Below are 18,821 nucleotides of genomic sequence, written 5' to 3'. Positions count from 1 at the left end.
ATGAAAGCAGTTGTATTTGATTGGGCAGGAACAATGGTGGATTACGGTTGTTTCGCTCCATTAGCCGTTTTTTTACAAGTATTTAAAAACAGAGGGATCGAGCTGACTGCAGAGGAAGCGCGGGAACCGATGGGCATGCTCAAGCGTGATCATATTCAGGCCTTATGCCGCATGGAACGTGTGGCAGCACAGTGGCAGGAAAAATACGGACGGATTCCGGATGAAGCGGATGTGGATGCGCTGTACGCTGACTTTGAGCCGATGCTGATGGAGACCTTGCATCAGTACGCCACACCTGTACCTGGTGCTATCCAGCTGGCAGAACGGTTGCGTGGGCAGGGGATCAAGATCGGCTCCACTACCGGTTACACCCGCGAGATGATGGAAATCGTGACAGCCTCTGCCAAACAGCAAGGCTACGCTCCTGATGTATTGGTTACGCCAAGCGAAATGCCGGCAGGTCGGCCATATCCATGGATGTGCTACCGTAATGCGATGCTCTTGGGTGTATATCCGATGAGCGAGATAGTAAAGGTGGGCGACACAACGAGCGACATGCAGGAAGGGCGAAACGCCGGGATGTGGACCGTAGGCGTCCTCAAGGGCGGAAGCGAGCTGGGCTTGTCCCAAGACGAGGTAGCGAGCATGGCGGCAGATGAGCTGGACGCGCGATTAGCAAAAGCATCCGAGCGATTGCTGGTGGCAGGTGCTCATTATGTGATTGAAGAGATCGGACGACTAGACGAAGTACTGGCCAAAATCAATATGCGCCAATCAGCAGGAGAGCGGCCATAACATTTTCTCGATTTACGCATATCGTCAGAAGGGATGAGACATTTTGAATCAACAAGTAACAACTGACAACCCGTATTTGCTGCTTACGCCAGGCCCTCTTTCCACGTCGCGTACCGTTCGCGAAGCAATGATGCGAGACTGGTGTACCTGGGATCGGGATTACAATAATCTGGTGCAATCCATTCGGGAGAAGCTCGTGGCGCTGGCGACCGATCAAGTCGAGGATTACACGACTGTGCTTGTCCAGGGAAGCGGAACCTTTTGTGTAGAAGCAGTCATCAGCAGTGTCATTCCCGCTGATGGCAAACTGCTGGTGCTGACCAATGGTGCATACGGTGACCGAATCGTGAAAATGGCTCAGGTGCACAAAATCGCAACAGCAGTGATTGATTTCGGAGAAGTGAAGCGCGCATCAGCAGAACCGTTGGCACGCATGCTGGAAGACGACCCTGCGATCACGCATGTGGCGGTCGTTCATTCGGAAACGACGACGGGGATGCTCAATCCCATTCACGAAATCGGCGAAACAGCCAAGCGTTACGGAAAAACGTTTATTGTGGATGCAATGAGTAGCTTTGGCGGGATTCCGATGGACGTGGCCAAGCTCTCGATTGACTATCTGATCTCGAGTGCCAATAAATGCATCCAGGGCGTGCCTGGCTTTGGCTTTGTCGTTGCCAGAGTAGATGCACTGGCGAACTGCAAAGGGATGGCACGCACGCTTTCACTCGATTTGTATGATCAATGGCAAACGATGGAGGAGCAGAATGGAAAGTGGCGGTATACCTCTCCTACCCACGTTGTACGCGCATTTGATCAAGCCCTGCAGGAGCTGCTCGCAGAAGGCGGCGTAGCCAAGCGGTACGAGCGCTATGCCCGCAATCAGAAAATCTTGTCCAAAGGAATGGAGCGTCTAGGGTTTCGTCTCCTGCTGTCAAAAGAGTCGCAATCGCCATTCATCACATCCTTTTATTACCCAGAGAGCGAAGCGTTTTCGTTTCAGCTGTTATATGAACGCTTGAAGCAGGCAGGCTTCGTCATTTACCCGGGGAAAATCTCGCAAGCGGATACGTTTCGGATTGGAAACATTGGCGAAGTGTACGCGGAAGATATGGAGCGCCTGCTCGCAGCAATAGAAGAGAATCGCTTCTGGTAGATCGCTCCTTGATTGTACGCCCCAATACCTCTACAATTTAAGGAAGAGAAAGAAACAGAAATTTATGGATACTCCCGCGTCAGATCTGTTTTTTGGCATGTTGTGGATCTGACAGCAGAACAAATAGGGGGACAAAAGGCGTGTCGTTGTTCGGAGAAGAGCGTAAGCAGATCATTTTGCAGTTGGTGAATTCTAACGGCAAGGTGAGAACCAATGAGTTGGTGGAGAAGCTGCAGGTTTCTTCAGAGTCGATTCGCAGGTATTTGGAAGACCTGGAAGCAGAGAAAAAGTTAAAGCGCGTATACGGCGGGGCAGTGAAGCTGAATGTAGAGCGTTCCGAGCCATCTCATCTCAGTCGGGAAGTCATGAGGGCGGAAGAGAAAAAGCGGATCGGCCGGGTAGCGGCAGAGCTTGTGCAGGACAACGATACGATCGTCATCGACGAAGGCACAACTCCCTTGCAGATGATCAGCTTCTTGTCCACCAAAAAGGATTTAACGATCTTGACCAGCTCCATTACGGCACTAAACCTCTTGATCGAGTATCAAAACAATGGCTTGCTCAACGCAGAAGTCTACTTTTTGGGCGGAAAAGTCAATGCCAAGCACCATCGGGTTGGAGGAGCTTTTGCGGAAAAGATGATGAAGTCTTTTTATGTAGACAAGGCGTTCCTTTCGATGGACGGGCTATTGCTCCACAAGGGTCTCACTTGCTACGATCCTGAGCGGGCAGAGCTGGCGAAGCGATTTATCGAGAATGCCAATGAAAGCATCGTCTTGGCGGACCATTCCAAGATCGGAATCAGTACATTGTGCAAGGTGGCTGATCTGAAAGAGGTCGATATCGTCATCAGTGACGCTCCCGCTCCAGAAGAATGGAATTCGGATTTGCAGTCGAAACATGTGACCTGGATGGTTGCAGAGGAATTGTAACCTCAAAAGCGGAACATTCGTTTACCGTGCCGGACACTCCTGCCACATCGGGAGTCTCGTACACGAGGCGAGGTTCCGCTTTTTTCATGCTGATCCCGCCTTATCAGCCACCCATCAATTCCCCCTTCTTCGCTCGTCGATCAATGGCTGCAGAAAGTTTACAAATGACGGGGCGTACATAAAATTACAGCTCATCACTGTCCGGGACGAACAGGTCCAGTCATTCTAACGGAAGAAGCGATTCCCGCGATCAATGTGGACCATATTATTCTGTTCCCATCGAATGGAACATGGGACTGATGAAGACCGACGACGTTCGTCAAATAAGAAAAACGAGTCGTGCAAAAAAGAAAGGCAGAAAGCTTCTCAACGATGATTGATGAGCTTTCTTTTTTTTATTATAATAAAAATGATAATCATTCTCGATTAAATGAAAAAGGGGGCAAGTATGAGTCAACATGCGCATTCCATGCAAGAAAAAGCAATAGCGCAGCCAGTCAAGCTGCGCTCTCGTCCTTGGGCGGCCACGCTGATTTTGACGAGCGGGGTCCTGGCCTTACTAGTAGGGATGTTTTTGTCTGTTTCATTTGGGGCGGCTGACATCCATTTTTCTGTCGTCTGGGACGCCATTTTTCATTTTCAGCCGGATTTGACGCAGCACCAGATTATTCAGGAAATCCGATTGCCTCGCTTATTGGGCGGGGCGATGGTTGGAGCCAGCTTTGCCGTGGCAGGTGCAATCATGCAAGGAATGACACGCAACCCGTTGGCTGATTCTGGTTTATTAGGACTGAATGCGGGTGCTGGCTTTGCTCTGGCTCTTTGCTTTGCTTTCTTCCCTGGCTTGCCATTTATGTACCTGATCCTGTATAGCTTTTTGGGAGCGGGTGTCGGCGCCGGACTTGTTTACGGAATTGGCTCGATGGCAAAAGGCGGATTAACGCCAGTGCGGCTGGTCCTCGCTGGTGCGGCATTAAGTGCTCTGTTGTCTGCGCTTAGCGAAGGGATTGCGCTATATTTCAAGATTGGGCAGGACCTCGCTTTCTGGTACGCAGGTGGTGTCGCAGGTACGAAATGGTTCCAGCTTAAGATAATGTTTCCCTGGGTTTTTGCCGCGCTTCTTGGAGCAATCGCACTATCGCGCTCCATCACGATGCTCAGTCTTGGTGAAGACATCGCCAAAGGGCTTGGACAGCGCACTTTGCTGGTTAAATTCGCTGGGATGATCATCGTGCTGATTTTAGCGGGCTCAGCAGTGTCGGTTGTCGGGGCAGTAGGATTCGTGGGTCTGATTATTCCTCACTTGACCCGTTATTTGGTTGGCGTGGATTACCGCTGGATCATTCCTTGCTCAGCGGTATTGGGGAGTTTGCTTGTCGTTTTTGCCGATTTGGCAGCGAGAATGGTGAATCCGCCCTTCGAGACTCCACTCGGGGCACTCATTGCGCTGATCGGCGTACCGTTCTTCCTTTACCTGGCACGTAAAGAAAGAAGGGAGATGTAATCATGCAACAAGTCACTGCTTTTGTAGATGCCCGCAAGCGAAAAAGAGGCTTCGCTGTCATGGCGGTGTTGGGAATCCTTATTTTGATCGCTTTTATCATCAGTATGAATACGGGGTTCATTCGCTTGTCTCCAGCCGATTTGCTCATGACTTTGCTCGGATCGGGGACAGATAAACAAAATCTCATCCTGTTTGACTTCCGGTTGCCGCGGATCGTCATTTCGATCTTGATTGGAGCGGGACTGGCTGTATCTGGCTGCATTATCCAAGGAATTTCACGTAATGCCTTGGCTGACCCGGGAATTTTGGGAATCAACGCTGGAGCTGGATTGATGGTCATGCTGTTCATCTCGTTCTATCCGTCCACGGCTGCGGCTCCGGTGTTCTTGCTGCCTGTTTTGGCTTTAGTAGGAGCGAGCTTGACCGCAGCGCTGATTTACATCCTTTCCTACAAGAGACACAAGGGCTTGTCTCCCATTCGTATTTTGTTGACGGGGATTGCGGTTGCGGCTGGAATGAGTGCCGCGATGATTGTCTTAACGCTGAAGCTGAGCCCTGAAAAGTACCAATTTGTCGCGACATGGCTCGCCGGAAGCATCTGGGGAACGAACTGGAAATTTGTCCTGTCGCTTTTGCCGTGGATTGTATTGCTTCTGCCCTATGTTTTTTTCAAAGCCCGTGTCATGAACGTGCTTAATCTGGGAGAAGAGCTCGCTACAGGTCTGGGGGCACCTGTGTCGAGAGAGCAGGTGAAGCTGCTGGCTGCGGCTGTGGGACTCGCTGCATCGTGTGTCGCAGTGAGCGGCGGTATCGGTTTTGTAGGGTTGATAGGTCCGCATTTGGCTCGCCGATTAGTTGGTCCCAAGCACGAAATGCTTCTGCCCGCGGCTGCCCTAGCGGGTGCGCTGCTCGTGATTGTCGCAGACACGATTGGACGCTGGATCCTGCAGCCATCCGAGATTCCGACGGGTATCGTTGTAGCAGTAATCGGCGCTCCTTATTTCCTGTACTTACTCGCACGGACGAAGTCCTAGAATGGACGACCTGTTGCCTCGCGGTGACAGAAAGCTGCTTTTGTATGCGTGCCTGGAGGACGAACAACATGAGGCGAGCGTTTTCCGGTCTGGATGGCAGGAGGATGCTCGCTTTGTCATAGGCTGTAGAGCGTGAAGAGGAAATTAGGGTTTGCTATAATAACGATAAGAGCTTTTGCAGTTAGGAGGGAGTGGGGATTTTGATTGATAGATTGGACCATTTGGTTTTGACGGTACGAGATATGGAAGAAACCTGTCGCTTCTATGAACAGGTGCTGGGAATGCAGACCGTCACCTTCGGGGCGGGTAGAAAAGCGCTTCAGTTTGGCCGGCAAAAAATAAACTTGCATCAGATCGGGCATGAGTTCGAGCCGAAAGCGATGAATCCCGTCAGTGGCTCGGCTGATCTTTGCCTGATCGCATCGGTACCAATAGAGCAGATGATTGAGCGAGTCACTTCACATGGTGTTCCCATTCTGGAAGGACCGGTCCAAAAGACAGGGGCGACTGGACCTATTCTCTCTATCTATCTGCGTGACCCGGACCAAAACCTCATTGAGGTATCCAACTATATGACAACGACACCCAGCATAGCTACCTCTGATGGTTCAGTTCTAGCAGGGATTGCTGATATTTTCCAAAAGCGTGAGGCAGGTATTATGGGCTCGAAAAGGATGGGGATTTTCAGTATTCTGCTGCCGCTGGTCAAGATGGAAGACGAGCAGCTGGGCGTCTTGTTTGAAACGCGTGCAAGTACCATGCGCAGACAAGCCAACGAGGTCTGTTTTCCGGGAGGACGAGCCGAAGACAAAGATGACTCGCGCTGGGCGACGGCACGTCGTGAAACAAGTGAGGAGCTGGGCTTGCCGCTCAGTCGAATCCACTATGTGGGGGCGCTGGACATGCTGATGGGACCTGGCTCTGCTACGATCTATCCATTCGTGGGCTATATAGAAGGAGTCTCGGATATGAAGCCGAATCCCGATGAGGTCGGCGATGTTTTTATCATTTCTCTACATACGCTGCTTGCGACGCAGCCTGCTACGTATCGCTCTACGGTATCTACACAGCCAGAAGAAGATTTTCCTTTTCACTTGATACCGGGTGGCAAAGAGTATCCGTGGCGATCTGGTACAGTGGAGCATTTGTTTTATGAGATTGACGGACGAGTAATTTGGGGCATGACTGCTCGCGTATTGGCTCATTTTCTGGAACTGCTCCAATCGGATGAATCATTTATGTAAGGAAAAGAAAAACAGGGGAGTAGATGCCGCATGTGGTCGTCCAATTCAATTACGTCACGCCTGCAAATAAAGTGGCCGATTATTCAGGCGCCAATGGCTGGCACAGTGACAACACCAGCGCTGGTCGCGGCTGTTTCTGAGGCGGGTGGACTCGGTTCATTAGGTGCCGGTTACATGACTGCCGAGCAGATTCGAGAAGCGATCAAGGCGATTCGCGAGCTGACCGACAAGCCTTTTGGGGTGAATTTGTTTATTCCCGAACCGTTTGATGCGAGCGAGCCAGTAGCGCCTGATGTTGCCCGAGCGATGAATGAGGTGCGAGAGCAATTAGGCATCCCGCAGGGTCCCGAGGTGACCCGGTATTCTGAGGCGTTTGAGGAGCAGATGGCGGTGGTTTTGGAGGAAGAGGTACCAGTCTTTAGCTTTACCTTTGGGATATTGGATGGTCGCTGGCTGGCAGAGCTGAAACAGCGGGGAATCGTGGTGATCGGTACGGCGACCACAGTGCGCGAGGCGGTAGCCTTAGAGGCGAGCGGGGTTGATATGATCGCAGCGCAGGGGAGTGAGGCGGGCGGACATCGCGGCTCGTTTTTCCCAGATTCACCGAGCAATCTCATCGGCACGATGGCACTTGTTCCGCAAATCGTGGATCGCGTTAGCATCCCGGTGATTGCTGCTGGAGGGATCATGGATGGGCGTGGCATTGCAGCAGCATTTGCGTTGGGAGCACAAGCTGCGCAGCTCGGAACGGCATTTCTGACATGTATCGAGAGTGGAGCACATCCTTTGCACAAGCAAGCCATTCTTGAGTCCCACGACGAGAAGATGGTAATGACCCGCGCCTTCTCCGGAAAGTGGGCAAGAGGCATACAGAATGAAATCATGACCAAGCTCGCCCCCTTTGAGGATGAGCTTCCCCCGTACCCTGTACAAAATGCATTAACCAAGGATATACGAGCAGCCGCCGCCAAAAAGCAGCAAAGCGAATATTTGTCGATGTGGGCCGGGCAGGCCGCAGCGCTTGGCAGAGAGATGAGTGCGACTGATCTTATGTTGCAGTTGGTAGAAGAGACACAGCAGGTGCTACACCGGTTTTCTAGATCGATAAAGTAATGCAGAGCCATACGATGTCCACCCAAGTAGCACTCATTCTGAAATGGAATGGGTGCTTTGTTATAGAAGCCATTCATAAAGTATAGAAAACCTTGGAAAGGAGCATGGCCATGGATGCTGCCAAACAGGTAATCGCCCACTATCCGCTGAAAATAAAAAAAGTGTCTTTACTTTCGGATAAAGGAAAGAAAGCGGTGTGGTCCATTCAAACGGATACGGGAAGGGTGATTTTGAAGAAAATACCAATCGACAAAGAATATCTTGCATTCATGATTCATGTGATCGGTTCTTTGAAGAAGAAGGGGGTACTTACACCAGGAGTCATCAGGACAGAAACGGGAGAAGATCACGTTGTTTTTCAAGGAGACATTTATGTGGCGTTTGAAGCCGTTAACGGTCAAAAGCCTACATACAAGAATGAAACACAGCTGGTAAAGATTATGCAGGCGATGGCACACTTTCACAAGGCGTCAACTGACATCCCGATTCCACCCGGTATCAATCCTTCTTGCCTGTTGGGGAGCTGGAAAGCGGAGTTTCTAAGAAGATGCGATGAACTAGAAAAGTGGAAAGCAGATAGAATCAATGCCAAGACAATCAATGAATTTGACAGGTTGTTTCTCCTTCATGTCGACTTTTTTCTCAAGCAGGGCAGGAGAGCCATCTCTATATTAGACCAATCTTGTTACCAGCAGTGGGTAGAGCAAACCAAAGCAAAAAAAACGCTTTGTCATCAAGACTTTGCAGCAGGAAATCTTGCTCTTGATGACAATGGAAACATTCATGTGTTTGACATGGACACTTTAACGATTGATCTTCCCGTTCGCGATATGAGAAAAATCCTGAATAAAGTGATGAGAAAGCAGAAAAAATGGGATTTTGCGAGTATGATGAAAATGATGAAGGCTTATCAAGAAGTGAATCCTTTAACCAAGGAGCAATACACGGTACTTACGGCAGATGTTTTCTTTCCACATCTGTTTTTTGGGCAAGTATCTAAATATTACGGAACCAGACAAAGGGAATGGACGGAGGAAAAGCATGTACGCCGTTTAGCCGACGTAATTGAAACAGAAGGAAACAAGGAAGCCGTACTGCTAGATTTTCAAGCGCGTATTCGCGATGTTGTTTCCCCCCTCAAGTGAAATTCCATTCTGTTTTTGTCCTGTAAGTAAGGTACAATAGGATGAGAAAGACGCATGTGGAAAGGGTTGTCGCAGGATAGCCCTATCACGAGAAAAAACGGGTGGCAGCGTCGCGGAGGGAACGAAAAATGAACCAGGGATTTGCTCTTAAGGGAGCAGTAATAGCAGATGGCCAGGAAATAAAAGATGGCCTCGTTGTGGTAGATGGAAAAACGATTCGCTATGCCGGCGCTGCAAAAGACTACAGCGATGTGATGCCGAAACAGGTCGTCTCAGTAGATGGATGGATTTGTCCCGGATTTATGGATATTCACATGCACGGAATTGACGGATACGACACGATGGACGGGACACCAGAATCTCTACAGGCGATATCCACAGCTCTGACGCGATTTGGGGTGACGTCGTTTTTGGCCACTACGATGACAGCGCCGTATGAAGAATTGGAGCCAGTACTGGCAAACATTGCGAAGGTCAGTCGTCAGGGGATGCAGGGTGCCCAGGTAGTAGGGATCCACCTCGAAGGACCGTGGATCAACCCTCGCTATAAAGGGGCACAAAAGGAAGAGAACATTTCGCTGCCAGTGATTGGCGCGGTGCACAGATTGTACGAGCTTGCAGATGGCTTGATGAAAGTGGTCACGATCGCACCCGAGCAGCCAGAGGCACTTGAGGCTATTGCGTGGTTAAAAGACAAAGGGGTCATCGTATCGGCTGGTCATTCCGGTGCGACCTTCGCGCAGGCAGCGCAGGCAGTAGATGCAGGTGTCCGCCATTTCACTCACTGTTTCAATGCGATGACGGGGCTGCATCACCGGGAGCCGGGCGTAGTTGGAGCTGCCATGTACCACGAACAACTGAGTACAGAGCTGATTGCAGACGGAATTCATGTACACCCTGCGGTGATGAAAATATTGTACCGGGTCAAAACGGCTGAACGTCTCGCGTTGGTCAGCGATTCCATGCGGGCTGCTGCCATGGGCGAAGGAAAGTACGATTTGGGCGGACAGGAAGTGCACGTGCACGACAATCAGGCTAAGCTGACCGATGGAACGCTTGCAGGGAGCATTCTGACATTGAACCGTGCGGTGGGGAACATGGTGACGCTAAGCGGAGTTCCTTTGCCGGAAGCGGTAGAGATGGCCTCGCATACGCCTGCGACCATTTTGGGCATGGGAGAGCGAAAAGGGCGTCTCGCTGCGGGCTATGATGCAGACATCGCAGTTTTGGATGAACGGTTTGATGTAACCATGACGTACGTGGCGGGAAATAACGTTTACCGAAAGTAATTTACCGCGAAAGAACATAGGAAACCACTGTCAGAGACGGCAGTGGTTTTTTTGCGAGCTGTCAGTTTGCTTCTTCCCGCAATGCTTGTGGATGAAACCAGATTTTATGGAAATCGAGCCAGCCTGAGGAGTTAATCGTCACTCCACGAACGGACTTGTGAAAAGACGTTTGGGATTTCTTTTGGACCAAATACAAGACAAAATGCTTTTCGAGGATGAGAGCCTCCACCTGCGCAAGCCGCCTCAGTCGTTCCTGCTCATTTGGTTCCCGAAAGATTGACAACGCGACTTGATTGATTTTCTCTGACAACTGCTCGTCAAAAGCGGGGAGGAAGTAATTTTTTTGCAAATACATCTCGAGCTCGCTTACTTCATCATTGCTAAATACGTTTCCAAACAATTGACAGTCGTGCTCCGGCAGGGCATCGTGAGTGGCGAATTCCGACTGATCTCTCACATCGACTTCCAGATGAATGCCAAAAGTCTGGCAGCGTTCTTTTATCCAACTGGCGTCCGGCTCATGGTAGGCGGTTGTCACTAAGCGAAGAGTCTCCCCTTGATAACCGCTTTTTTTTAACAAATCCATGATTTCTGAACGGCTGAGACGAGCAGTAGTTGCCGGCATGTTTTCCAGCGACGGGTGATGCGGGCGAAATCCTCGGGCTGGATAGATCCTGTCGCCGCCCAAATCGGTAATCATCTGATCCCGATCAATGATCTGATCAATCGCTTGACGGAAGTGGGGATGGTTTTGCGGACCCGTCTTCCGTTGGTTAAAGATGAGCAGGTTACAGCAAGAGAATAGTGTTTCCAAGTCACACCACTCGCTATTGCCACTCACGACAGCTTTTCTTAACGCTTGCGCTCGCGTAGCAACTCCATGTGAAGTCATGACCGACGTCCAGTCAGGCTCTTTTAGACGGTTTGCTTCCAATTCAGGGAAGATAAGCACCTCTACCCGATCCAACTGCGGTCTGCCTAGGAAATGTGCGGGGTATGCTTCCAGAATACAAATGCCCTCATCGAGGCGAGTCATCCGAAAAGGCCCCGTCCCCACCGGTTTCTTCCCGAATTCGGCTTCATTCTGTCTCACAATCTCCTCAGGCACAATACTCGCAGGAACGGTCGCTAAAATCCGCAAGAACAAGTAATTCGGTTCTTTTAAACGAATTCGAACTGTTTTCTGATTGATCGCTTCCATCTGCTCAATGTCTCGAACCATCCAACTCGATTCAAAGCGTTCCGGATTCAAACGGAACCGATCCAGTGAAAAAATGACGTCGTGGGCTGTCAGTTCGCGTCCGTGGTGGAACATCACGTTTTTCTTCAAATGAAAGGTCCAATCCCTGTCGTCAGGGCTTGTTTCCCATGAATGGGCGATACAAGGCAGGATCGACTTGTTTTCTTGATCATAGGTGACCAAAGAGTTGAATAGTTGACTGGCTAAATGGGCGTCGAAATGATAATAAACCAAACCAGGATCGAGCGTGACAATTTTGCGGTATACAGGAAAGCGCAGAGTGTCGTGAACCTGATTGGCATCATCTTGCGTAGAGAAGCCCATTCCTTCCGAGAGCCAATCCATCAGTTGGTTGCTCGCGGCACTCCCGAAACGGTTCATCAACTCCATTGCTTCCTTTACATCGCCCTGTTCCATTCGAAGTTTCACTTCCGGTAGAAGGATTTCATCGGAGGTAGCAAGGAAGGTCATCACGGATGTATTTCCCCGGCCGCGTCCAGCCTGCCATTCTATCCAGCCCTGCTCGCACAGCTTGCGAACAATCAGTTTGGCGTATCGTGGCGTACAGTGCCAAATACCAGTCAGCTTTTCAATTGTGATCGAAAAAGGCTGTCTGACTTCTATTTTGTCTACAAATAAGCGAAGCTCCAAAAAATGTAGAACGGTTACCATAGAGGACCCCTTTTCTTTTTCTAAAAGGTGACGTGATTCACTCAAATCATACCCTTTTTCCCCTTTTTGTTGATCCATATACTGAAGATAACACGGCAGACAACAAACGGGAATGACTGGGAGACGATTGGGGAGGATGTACATGTTTTTGAAAAAGCTGTTTCGAATGGCGCGATTTCATCCGGTGGCATGGGGTGTCATTATTGGAACCTTCCTGTCACGTACAGGTTTTTTTATGACGCTGCCTTTTTTGGGTATTTATTTAGGTAAGGTAAAGGGGATCGATCCAGCGATGGTCGGGGCCATCTTGGCTGTAAGCCTGCTGGTCGGAACCATTAGCAGCTTTGCTGGCGGAGCGTTCTCGGACCGATTGGGCAGATATCCGGTGATGATCACTGCGATGGGAGCTTGGAGCTTTGTGTTGATCGGATTCGCTTTTGCAAGCGATACGTGGATTTTCTTCGTATTGAGTGCCTTGAATGGACTTTTCCGCAATGTGTTTGAGCCGACTGCCCGTGCCTTATTAGCGGATGTGACCCCAGAGGATCGTCGTACAGATGCTTTTAATGCCAGATATTTTGCCATCAACATGGGTGGAGCGATCGGGCCGTTAGTTGGCTTGAAGCTAGGGGCAGGGAGCTCGTCATCACTGCTGCCGTTTCTCGTAAGTGCGATTATTTTTGCAGTTTATGCATTGGTTCTGGTGGTACTCATGATCATGTACAAGCAAAAGGTGAAGGAGAAATCAGCCTCTGTCACAATGAATCAAATGGCGCGGATTGTATTTACAGACAAAGTATTTCTCTATTTTTTACTTGGTAATGTATTCGTGGCAGGCGCTTATTCACACCTGGATACGACACTGTCGCAATATATTGGTCATGATCGGGTAGAGGCGTATTCGTTTCTTTTCGTGGTCAATACGCTGTCAGTATTGGTCTTCCAATATCCGCTTGCCAGGCTGATGAAGCGGTTCTCTTCGCTTGCGGCGTTGAAGGCAGGCTGCCTCTTGTTTGGTTTGGGGCTATTCGGATTCGGGATGTTTGACCATCTGTTTATGCTGGCACTGTCGATGGTTGTATTTACGATTGGTGAAATCTTATGCTTTGTGATCGGAGATGTGCTGATTGGCCAGATAGCTCCCGAACATTTGCGAGGAGCTTACTACGGGGCCAGTGGATTTGCGTTTATCGGGCAAAGTGTTTGTGCCTGGGTCGGGGGGATTTTACTCCAGCAATTAGGCTTTGGGCAAGGCCCCGTCATCTTTGCCATTCTCATGCTGTTGACCTTCATCGCTTTTCCGTTCTTTCATCGCGGTCAGCTTATGTGGGAGCAAAGGCAGAAGCAAAGACAGGGCCAAGGCTGTGAGCAAACAGCACAAGCAATTATTTGACACGAGGGGCCACTATGAACAAAATCCTGTTACGGAGTTAAAAGATCAAACCCTGCTTATTTTGGCCCCCATATTCGCATTTAAAATCATCCATTTGCTTCGCCTACGGGTCAGAAGCGGCCAGCTTTCAAGTGATGGAAACGTCGGATAGTTCGCGATACAATTTTTGGTGAACCGAGGCTAATGCTTTTGGATATAACCAAAATTCAATCTCCCATGCTGATGAGCGGTTGGGTCATTACGGAAATCACTTTAGGGTGACGTACTATTGGTTAAAATCAAGAAGGTATTCGTTCTATAACCAAGAATAAAATTTACATAAATAATGATGGAGGAGAGGACCGGATGGGACGAGATGCCGTTGAAGGATTGTCTGAGGAAGAGCTTAGATTCCGACCTACACCGAACAAATGGAGCATCCATCAGATTGTGATCCATGTGACGGATGACGAAATCCTGTCGACACATCGGCTGAGGAAAGTTTTGGCGGAGGAAGAACCGCTTCTGCTATCATTTGATCAGGAAGCCTGGACGGATAACCTGGGATATGAACGGTTGGACTGCGAGCAGCATCTGCTCCTGTTCCAAATGCTGCGGGCCAGCATGCTGCCGCTTTTGGAAAATCTAACTCCTGAGCAGCTTGAGCGGGTCGGGCAATATCCCGATGGAGTTCGGTACACCTTCAAAGAGCTGCTGGAATTGCGCGTTCAGCATGTCCGTGACCACCTCGCCCAGATCGAGCGGGTAAGGCAGGCATATCGGGAGGATAGGGTATAACACTATATGCTAGTTGAGATTAAACTACAGGGTTCGTTAGTTGAACGTCCAAGGGAGCAGATTGCTACGGCAGCTGCTCCCAGATTGTCGTTGAAGTAACAGGCAGAATCTCGTAATATTTTCCAATTGTTTCAAATTTGATAATCACATTTTGATGATAACATAGGGAGGGAACGGATAGGAGGGTTTTCATGTTCTTTTGGAAAAGACTAAAAAAGATTGAAATTCAACCAACATGGGATGTAACGGATGAATTTCAAGACTATGAAGTGATACATGTCTCGCTGGGGCCGGATGCGGAGATTTGCTGCCTAGGAACAGACAAAAACCCTGAGAGGATCGATGGGATGTTTGTGCCAGCGGTTACGGAAACCAAGCATCAAGACAAGATAGTCTTGTCCAAGGGGAATTCAAGGAAAACAGTCATTTTGAAAGATCAAACCGGGAACTATCATTTTTCCCAGCCTATCGGTGACGACAAGATCTTGGTGGTTGCCTCCCGTTGCAACAGATATAAAGATGGTCCCCATGATTTGAATGGAAAGGTTTTTTCCTATGACGGAGCCCTTGTTCGGGAATTTTTGCTGGGCGACGGCATTCAGGATGTGGCTGTAACCAAAAACGGACAAATATGGACCAGCTATTTTGATGAGGGCGTGTTTGGAAACTATGGCTGGGATGAACCTGTAGGCTCTTCTGGATTGCTGTCCTGGGATGAAAACGGAGATAGAATTTACACCTAGACCGGTAAAGCGGGTTACATCTCTGATTGTTACGCTATGAACGTCACTGGCGAGAATGACGTCTGGTTTTATTTCTACACGGATTTTGATCTTGTCCACCTCACGAACGACAGCATGACTGCATACAAAACCAATATGGATGGTTCCGATGGGTTTGTTGTATATGACAACTATGTTCTGTTTAGAGGCGGGTATGGGAACCACGATACATATACGATATATGAAAGAAAAGCAAATAAAACGTTGAAGAGGATACGAGAGGTAATCTTTTCAGACGGAGGAGTCGAAATAAAAGCAACCTCACTGGATTGCAGAGGCGAACATCTTCTCTTGCTGGATAACAAGATAATCTACCAGATTTCGCTAAGTGAAATCCTGAGAAAGATGTAACGTTTGCCGCAGCACGATCTGGTTATTGGGAGGGCGCGAAATGATGATTTCACAGGAAGCTTGACCGGGGTGCTGGTTAGGCTTTTTGTGTTTGGGAATGGATGCGTTTCACCATGAACATTAAAGATGGAAATAAGTTAGTCTGACTAAATTAGCTAAGGAGATCTCTTCGTGATTTGTGTAAGTTACCCCCGTTGTATAGAATTACATAAAGAAAGATGTTCATCCGGTCCTTAAAGCAAAATTTCAAGTGACTGAACTAAAAAATCCATAATGAACTAAACGGGTTCATTAGTTCATTAAAAACAGCGGCCAGTCTAAGACTTTATTTTCAAGTCCTAGGTGTCCATGCTGAGGAAGAGACAGAAATCAGGTACCAACTTACCAGATTTGCCAAATAAACTTCCGCAGCAATTCCGCCGCGAAGGAACCACCTTTTGATTGCCATTTGTAACGCGGTTAGTCATTTGTGGCATGATGAGCTACATATGTATTGATTCGACTGTGAGAACTGCACATCGATTGGGCTATGAAGTAATAGTACTCAATGAAGCGTGTACCACCAAAGATTTAGTATGGAATGATACAGTGATTCCTGCAAAAACCGTTCATGATACTTTTATGGCATCATTACAAGATACCTTTGCTCAAGCAATGGACACTCGCAGCCTTCGTGACATAATTTAAAGTAAGCACCGGAAGGATGACATGAGCAAGAAGAAAGAATACAAGCAAGAAGGGATCTCGCACGATAAATTTGTTAGCAGCATAAACGCTCAATCTCTTTTTTTAAAAAAAGGCGAAGTTAATTCCATCCTAGATTTTTCGCCCTGTTTCACTTTAACATACTACCCGGTAGTTGAGAAAAACGGCAGTTAAGTATCCGACTGCCGTTTCTTCATGCTTATCGAGCTATCGTGAACATTAACGTAAAGAAGTTACAGTACAAATCGAAGCGTATATACATCTGCTTCAAATTATATGCGCGCTATTATTATCAAATCTTGTGTCATTGGACATGAGACAATTGTAATTCGGATAAGCGGTGATGCAAATATCTTCGCCGATTTGTTGAACAGAATGAATCTTAACGCGTAGCGCGTCATCCATTAATTCTAAATCCGAACCGCCGTACGGCGAGAAGGATTGCCGTCCCCCTAACACTTTGGGAGCAATATAAATCATCCATTTGTCAATAAGGTTGGCTCGAAGGAATGACCCATTTACTTCGCTGCCTCCTTCTACCAGCAGGTCGGTAACACCTCGCTGATATAAGATATCCGATAATGCATGGAGGTCTAGCCCGAAACGGTTCACAGGGACGAACAGAACTTCAATTCCTTTTTGCTGCAGCATGTGTACTCTTTCCGGATCAGAATCCACCTTCGTGACTACCCATGTCTTCGCTACCGAACAATCGGCAACATTGGCATCTTCGGGCAATCTCAAATTCGAGTCTAAGATTACCCGGATGGGATTCTTCCCACTTTCTTCTGGCAGTCTGGTCGTTAGGAGAGGATCATCAGCCAAAACTGTATTAATTCCTACCAATATGGCATCGACTTTGTTTCTCAATTTATGTACTACAAGCTGTGTTTCATCGCACGTAACCCATTTTGAATGCCCCGTTGACGCGGCAATTTTCCCGTCGAGCGTCATTGCTACCTGGGAAATGATAAACGGCCGTCGTTTTGACATATTGTGCACGAATCGTTCATTGAGTATTTCGGCTTCCTTCTCCAATACACCCACTTCAACTTCTATTCCATTCTCTCTCAACAATTGAATGCTTCGTCCGGCCACCTTCGGATTCGGATCCTGCATGGCCACGACAACTCTTGAGACCCCCGAGTTTATGACTAATTCTATACAAGGAGAAGTTTTCCCGAAATGAGAGCTTGGTTCTAGTGTCACATAGAGCGTTGCGCCTTCGGTATATCCTTCAGCCATCTGGAATGCATGCACCTCTGCATGAGGTTCCCCTGCTTTCCTATGAACACCTGCACCGACTACTTGTCCGTCATTGACTATCAGTGCGCCAACGACCGGATTCGGGTTTGTTTTCCCACTGGCCGTACCTGCCAAGTCCAATGCCAGCCTCATAAAATGTTGGTCTGATTTCATATGATTAACACTCTTCATCATAGTTTAGCGGCCTCCAACAAGGAGTCGTAAATATGACCCGATTTTTCGATCTTCGTTGCCAAATACCGTTTATTATGCTCGGATACATCTCCCCAAATGGATATATGATGATCGGTTAAAAGTCCTTTTTCCCGCAAAGACTGTAGCTTTCTAGGATTGTTCGTAATAAGGCTGACTGGTTTTTGCCGCAAGCTTTGGAGTACACGTATGGCTTCTTCATAGGATCGTTGGTCATCTGCGAAGCCAAGACTAAGATTGGCCTCTACTGTATCGCATCCCTCATCTTGCAAAAGATAAGCTAACGATTTGGAGAAAAGCCCAATTCCACGACCCTCGTGATTCGCCAAATAAAAGAGAGCTCCGCTACCGTTTTCAACTATCATGCGCATGGAGTGCCGCAGTTGGTAGCCGCAATCGCATCTTTTACTTCCAAAAATGTCTCCTGTATGGCAAATGCTGTGCATCCGTATCAAGGTATGCTCCTCATTGGCAAAATCACCATATACTAGCACGGAAGACTGTTGATAGGAAGCGAGATCTGCCTGAGATAATGATTCAAGAACATCATTCTTATCCATAAATGAATTGCCTGTATTTAACCAAGTGTACCATTTAAATACGGCTTCATTATCCTCCAATTGCACAGGGAGCCGAACGGGACCAACAAGACCGATGTTGGGACATTCCGACTGTTTAAGAATGGTAAATTTATTGGCTAGCAATTTACTGACCTGGTCCGTATTCATTAATACAACTCCTTGTTTGTTAAGATTTTTATCGATCGATGGTTTGTTTCCCTACTTGAAATTAGGTAAAAAAACGCATTTTAAAAAACACAAAAAGCCCCGGTCTGAATAGACGGAGGCTTCCGTCGTATTCGGTAACTGGCTGGCATAGCGGATGCGCGCGATCCACCTTAGCCCCTGTAGCTTTGCGTCGCCACTTTTCAGTGGGTTTGCCATTATCGTACGATGTCATTGCATAAAATTAATCCCGCGATCATTGTCGAATGTGGGAAAGCAACAACAAATCAGAAACAATCGAAAGAATAGCTTTTGTATCAAGATGATTACTAAAATGAATATAAAATACAATTTCGTGAATTGCAACCAAAATATAGTATGTAGAACTTTTGGAATGTATGGCTTCGCTCGATTGGAGATATACTGAACGTCTTAAAAGTGGCTTTTCTCGAGATTTTTTAGCTTTTGAGAGCTGCTACAATTTCAACAAATTATTTGTCGAGAAA

16 protein-coding genes and 1 riboswitch are annotated in these 18,821 nt (G+C 48.1%); of the genes, 13 read left to right on the top strand and 3 right to left on the bottom strand.

What is annotated here, in order from left to right; genetic code table 11:
- The 9 genes from phnX to nagA all read left to right on the top strand — a co-directional run bounded on the left by phnX (position 1) and on the right by nagA (position 10,212).
- Positions 1 to 795, top strand: a complete 795-nt coding sequence (phnX, locus tag ACIFQN_RS03345; RefSeq protein WP_429831606.1) for a phosphonoacetaldehyde hydrolase — start codon at positions 1 to 3, stop codon at positions 793 to 795.
- Between the two features lie 43 nt (positions 796 to 838).
- Positions 839 to 1,951 (top strand): 2-aminoethylphosphonate--pyruvate transaminase, encoded by a 1,113-nt coding sequence (gene phnW, locus ACIFQN_RS03340; protein ID WP_429831605.1) that lies wholly within the window; start codon positions 839 to 841, stop codon positions 1,949 to 1,951.
- Positions 1,952 to 2,091: 140 nt separating this feature from the next.
- Complete coding sequence (locus ACIFQN_RS03335) at positions 2,092 to 2,883, top strand: DeoR/GlpR family DNA-binding transcription regulator (protein WP_429831604.1); 792 nt, start codon at positions 2,092 to 2,094, stop codon at positions 2,881 to 2,883.
- A gap of 448 nt (positions 2,884 to 3,331) precedes the next feature.
- Positions 3,332 to 4,387, top strand: a complete 1,056-nt coding sequence (locus tag ACIFQN_RS03330) for a FecCD family ABC transporter permease (protein ID WP_429831603.1) — start codon at positions 3,332 to 3,334, stop codon at positions 4,385 to 4,387.
- Positions 4,388 to 4,389: 2 nt separating this feature from the next.
- Positions 4,390 to 5,421 (top strand): FecCD family ABC transporter permease, encoded by a 1,032-nt coding sequence (locus ACIFQN_RS03325; protein WP_429831602.1) that lies wholly within the window; start codon positions 4,390 to 4,392, stop codon positions 5,419 to 5,421.
- A 200-nt stretch (positions 5,422 to 5,621) separates the two neighbouring features.
- Positions 5,622 to 6,665: a VOC family protein gene (locus ACIFQN_RS03320; RefSeq protein ID WP_429831601.1), complete on the top strand. Its 1,044-nt coding sequence runs from the start codon at positions 5,622 to 5,624 to the stop codon at positions 6,663 to 6,665.
- A gap of 30 nt (positions 6,666 to 6,695) precedes the next feature.
- Positions 6,696 to 7,778 carry an NAD(P)H-dependent flavin oxidoreductase gene (locus tag ACIFQN_RS03315; protein ID WP_429831600.1) on the top strand — a complete coding sequence of 361 codons (1,083 nt, stop codon included), beginning with the start codon at positions 6,696 to 6,698 and terminating at the stop codon, positions 7,776 to 7,778.
- Positions 7,779 to 7,888: 110 nt separating this feature from the next.
- Entirely contained in the window at positions 7,889 to 8,923 is a 1,035-nt protein-coding gene (locus ACIFQN_RS03310) for a CotS family spore coat protein (RefSeq protein WP_429831599.1), read from the top strand.
- A 128-nt stretch (positions 8,924 to 9,051) separates the two neighbouring features.
- Entirely contained in the window at positions 9,052 to 10,212 is a 1,161-nt protein-coding gene (nagA, locus tag ACIFQN_RS03305) for an N-acetylglucosamine-6-phosphate deacetylase (protein WP_429831598.1), read from the top strand.
- A 61-nt stretch (positions 10,213 to 10,273) separates the two neighbouring features.
- Here the strand turns inward: nagA and ACIFQN_RS03300 are convergent, their stop codons facing one another.
- A complete protein-coding gene (locus tag ACIFQN_RS03300; RefSeq protein ID WP_429831597.1) occupies positions 10,274 to 12,124 on the bottom strand; it encodes an ABC transporter substrate-binding protein in 1,851 nt (616 codons plus the stop codon).
- Between the two features lie 136 nt (positions 12,125 to 12,260).
- Between ACIFQN_RS03300 and ACIFQN_RS03295 the strand changes: the two genes are divergently transcribed.
- The 4 genes from ACIFQN_RS03295 to ACIFQN_RS03280 all read left to right on the top strand — a co-directional run bounded on the left by ACIFQN_RS03295 (position 12,261) and on the right by ACIFQN_RS03280 (position 16,114).
- Positions 12,261 to 13,517 carry an MDR family MFS transporter gene (locus ACIFQN_RS03295; protein ID WP_429831596.1) on the top strand — a complete coding sequence of 419 codons (1,257 nt, stop codon included), beginning with the start codon at positions 12,261 to 12,263 and terminating at the stop codon, positions 13,515 to 13,517.
- A gap of 345 nt (positions 13,518 to 13,862) precedes the next feature.
- A complete protein-coding gene (locus tag ACIFQN_RS03290) occupies positions 13,863 to 14,294 on the top strand; it encodes a DinB family protein (protein WP_429831595.1) in 432 nt (143 codons plus the stop codon).
- 191 nt (positions 14,295 to 14,485) lie between these two features.
- Positions 14,486 to 15,037 (top strand): hypothetical protein, encoded by a 552-nt coding sequence (locus ACIFQN_RS03285; RefSeq protein WP_429831593.1) that lies wholly within the window; start codon positions 14,486 to 14,488, stop codon positions 15,035 to 15,037.
- A gap of 831 nt (positions 15,038 to 15,868) precedes the next feature.
- The gene (locus ACIFQN_RS03280) at positions 15,869 to 16,114 is read left to right on the top strand and encodes an isochorismatase family protein (RefSeq protein ID WP_429831592.1); all 246 of its coding nucleotides are present in this window, start codon (positions 15,869 to 15,871) and stop codon (positions 16,112 to 16,114) included.
- Positions 16,115 to 16,399: 285 nt separating this feature from the next.
- On the opposite strand, the gene ribD is transcribed toward ACIFQN_RS03280, so the two are convergent.
- A complete protein-coding gene (gene ribD / locus ACIFQN_RS03275) occupies positions 16,400 to 17,569 on the bottom strand; it encodes a bifunctional diaminohydroxyphosphoribosylaminopyrimidine deaminase/5-amino-6-(5-phosphoribosylamino)uracil reductase RibD (RefSeq protein WP_429831706.1) in 1,170 nt (389 codons plus the stop codon).
- Positions 17,569 to 18,318, bottom strand: a complete 750-nt coding sequence (locus ACIFQN_RS03270; RefSeq protein WP_429831591.1) for a GTP cyclohydrolase II — start codon at positions 18,316 to 18,318, stop codon at positions 17,569 to 17,571. Before ACIFQN_RS03270 ends, ribD begins: the two co-directional genes overlap by 1 nt.
- A gap of 130 nt (positions 18,319 to 18,448) precedes the next feature.
- Positions 18,449 to 18,542, bottom strand: a riboswitch (cyclic di-GMP riboswitch).
- Between the last annotated feature and the right edge of the window lie 279 nt (positions 18,543 to 18,821).

The sequence above is a fragment of the Brevibacillus sp. NRS-1366 genome, from assembly GCF_050467985.1.
The sequence above is the reverse complement of the archived record's forward strand: the minus strand, read 5'-3'. Positions and strand labels throughout refer to the sequence as shown.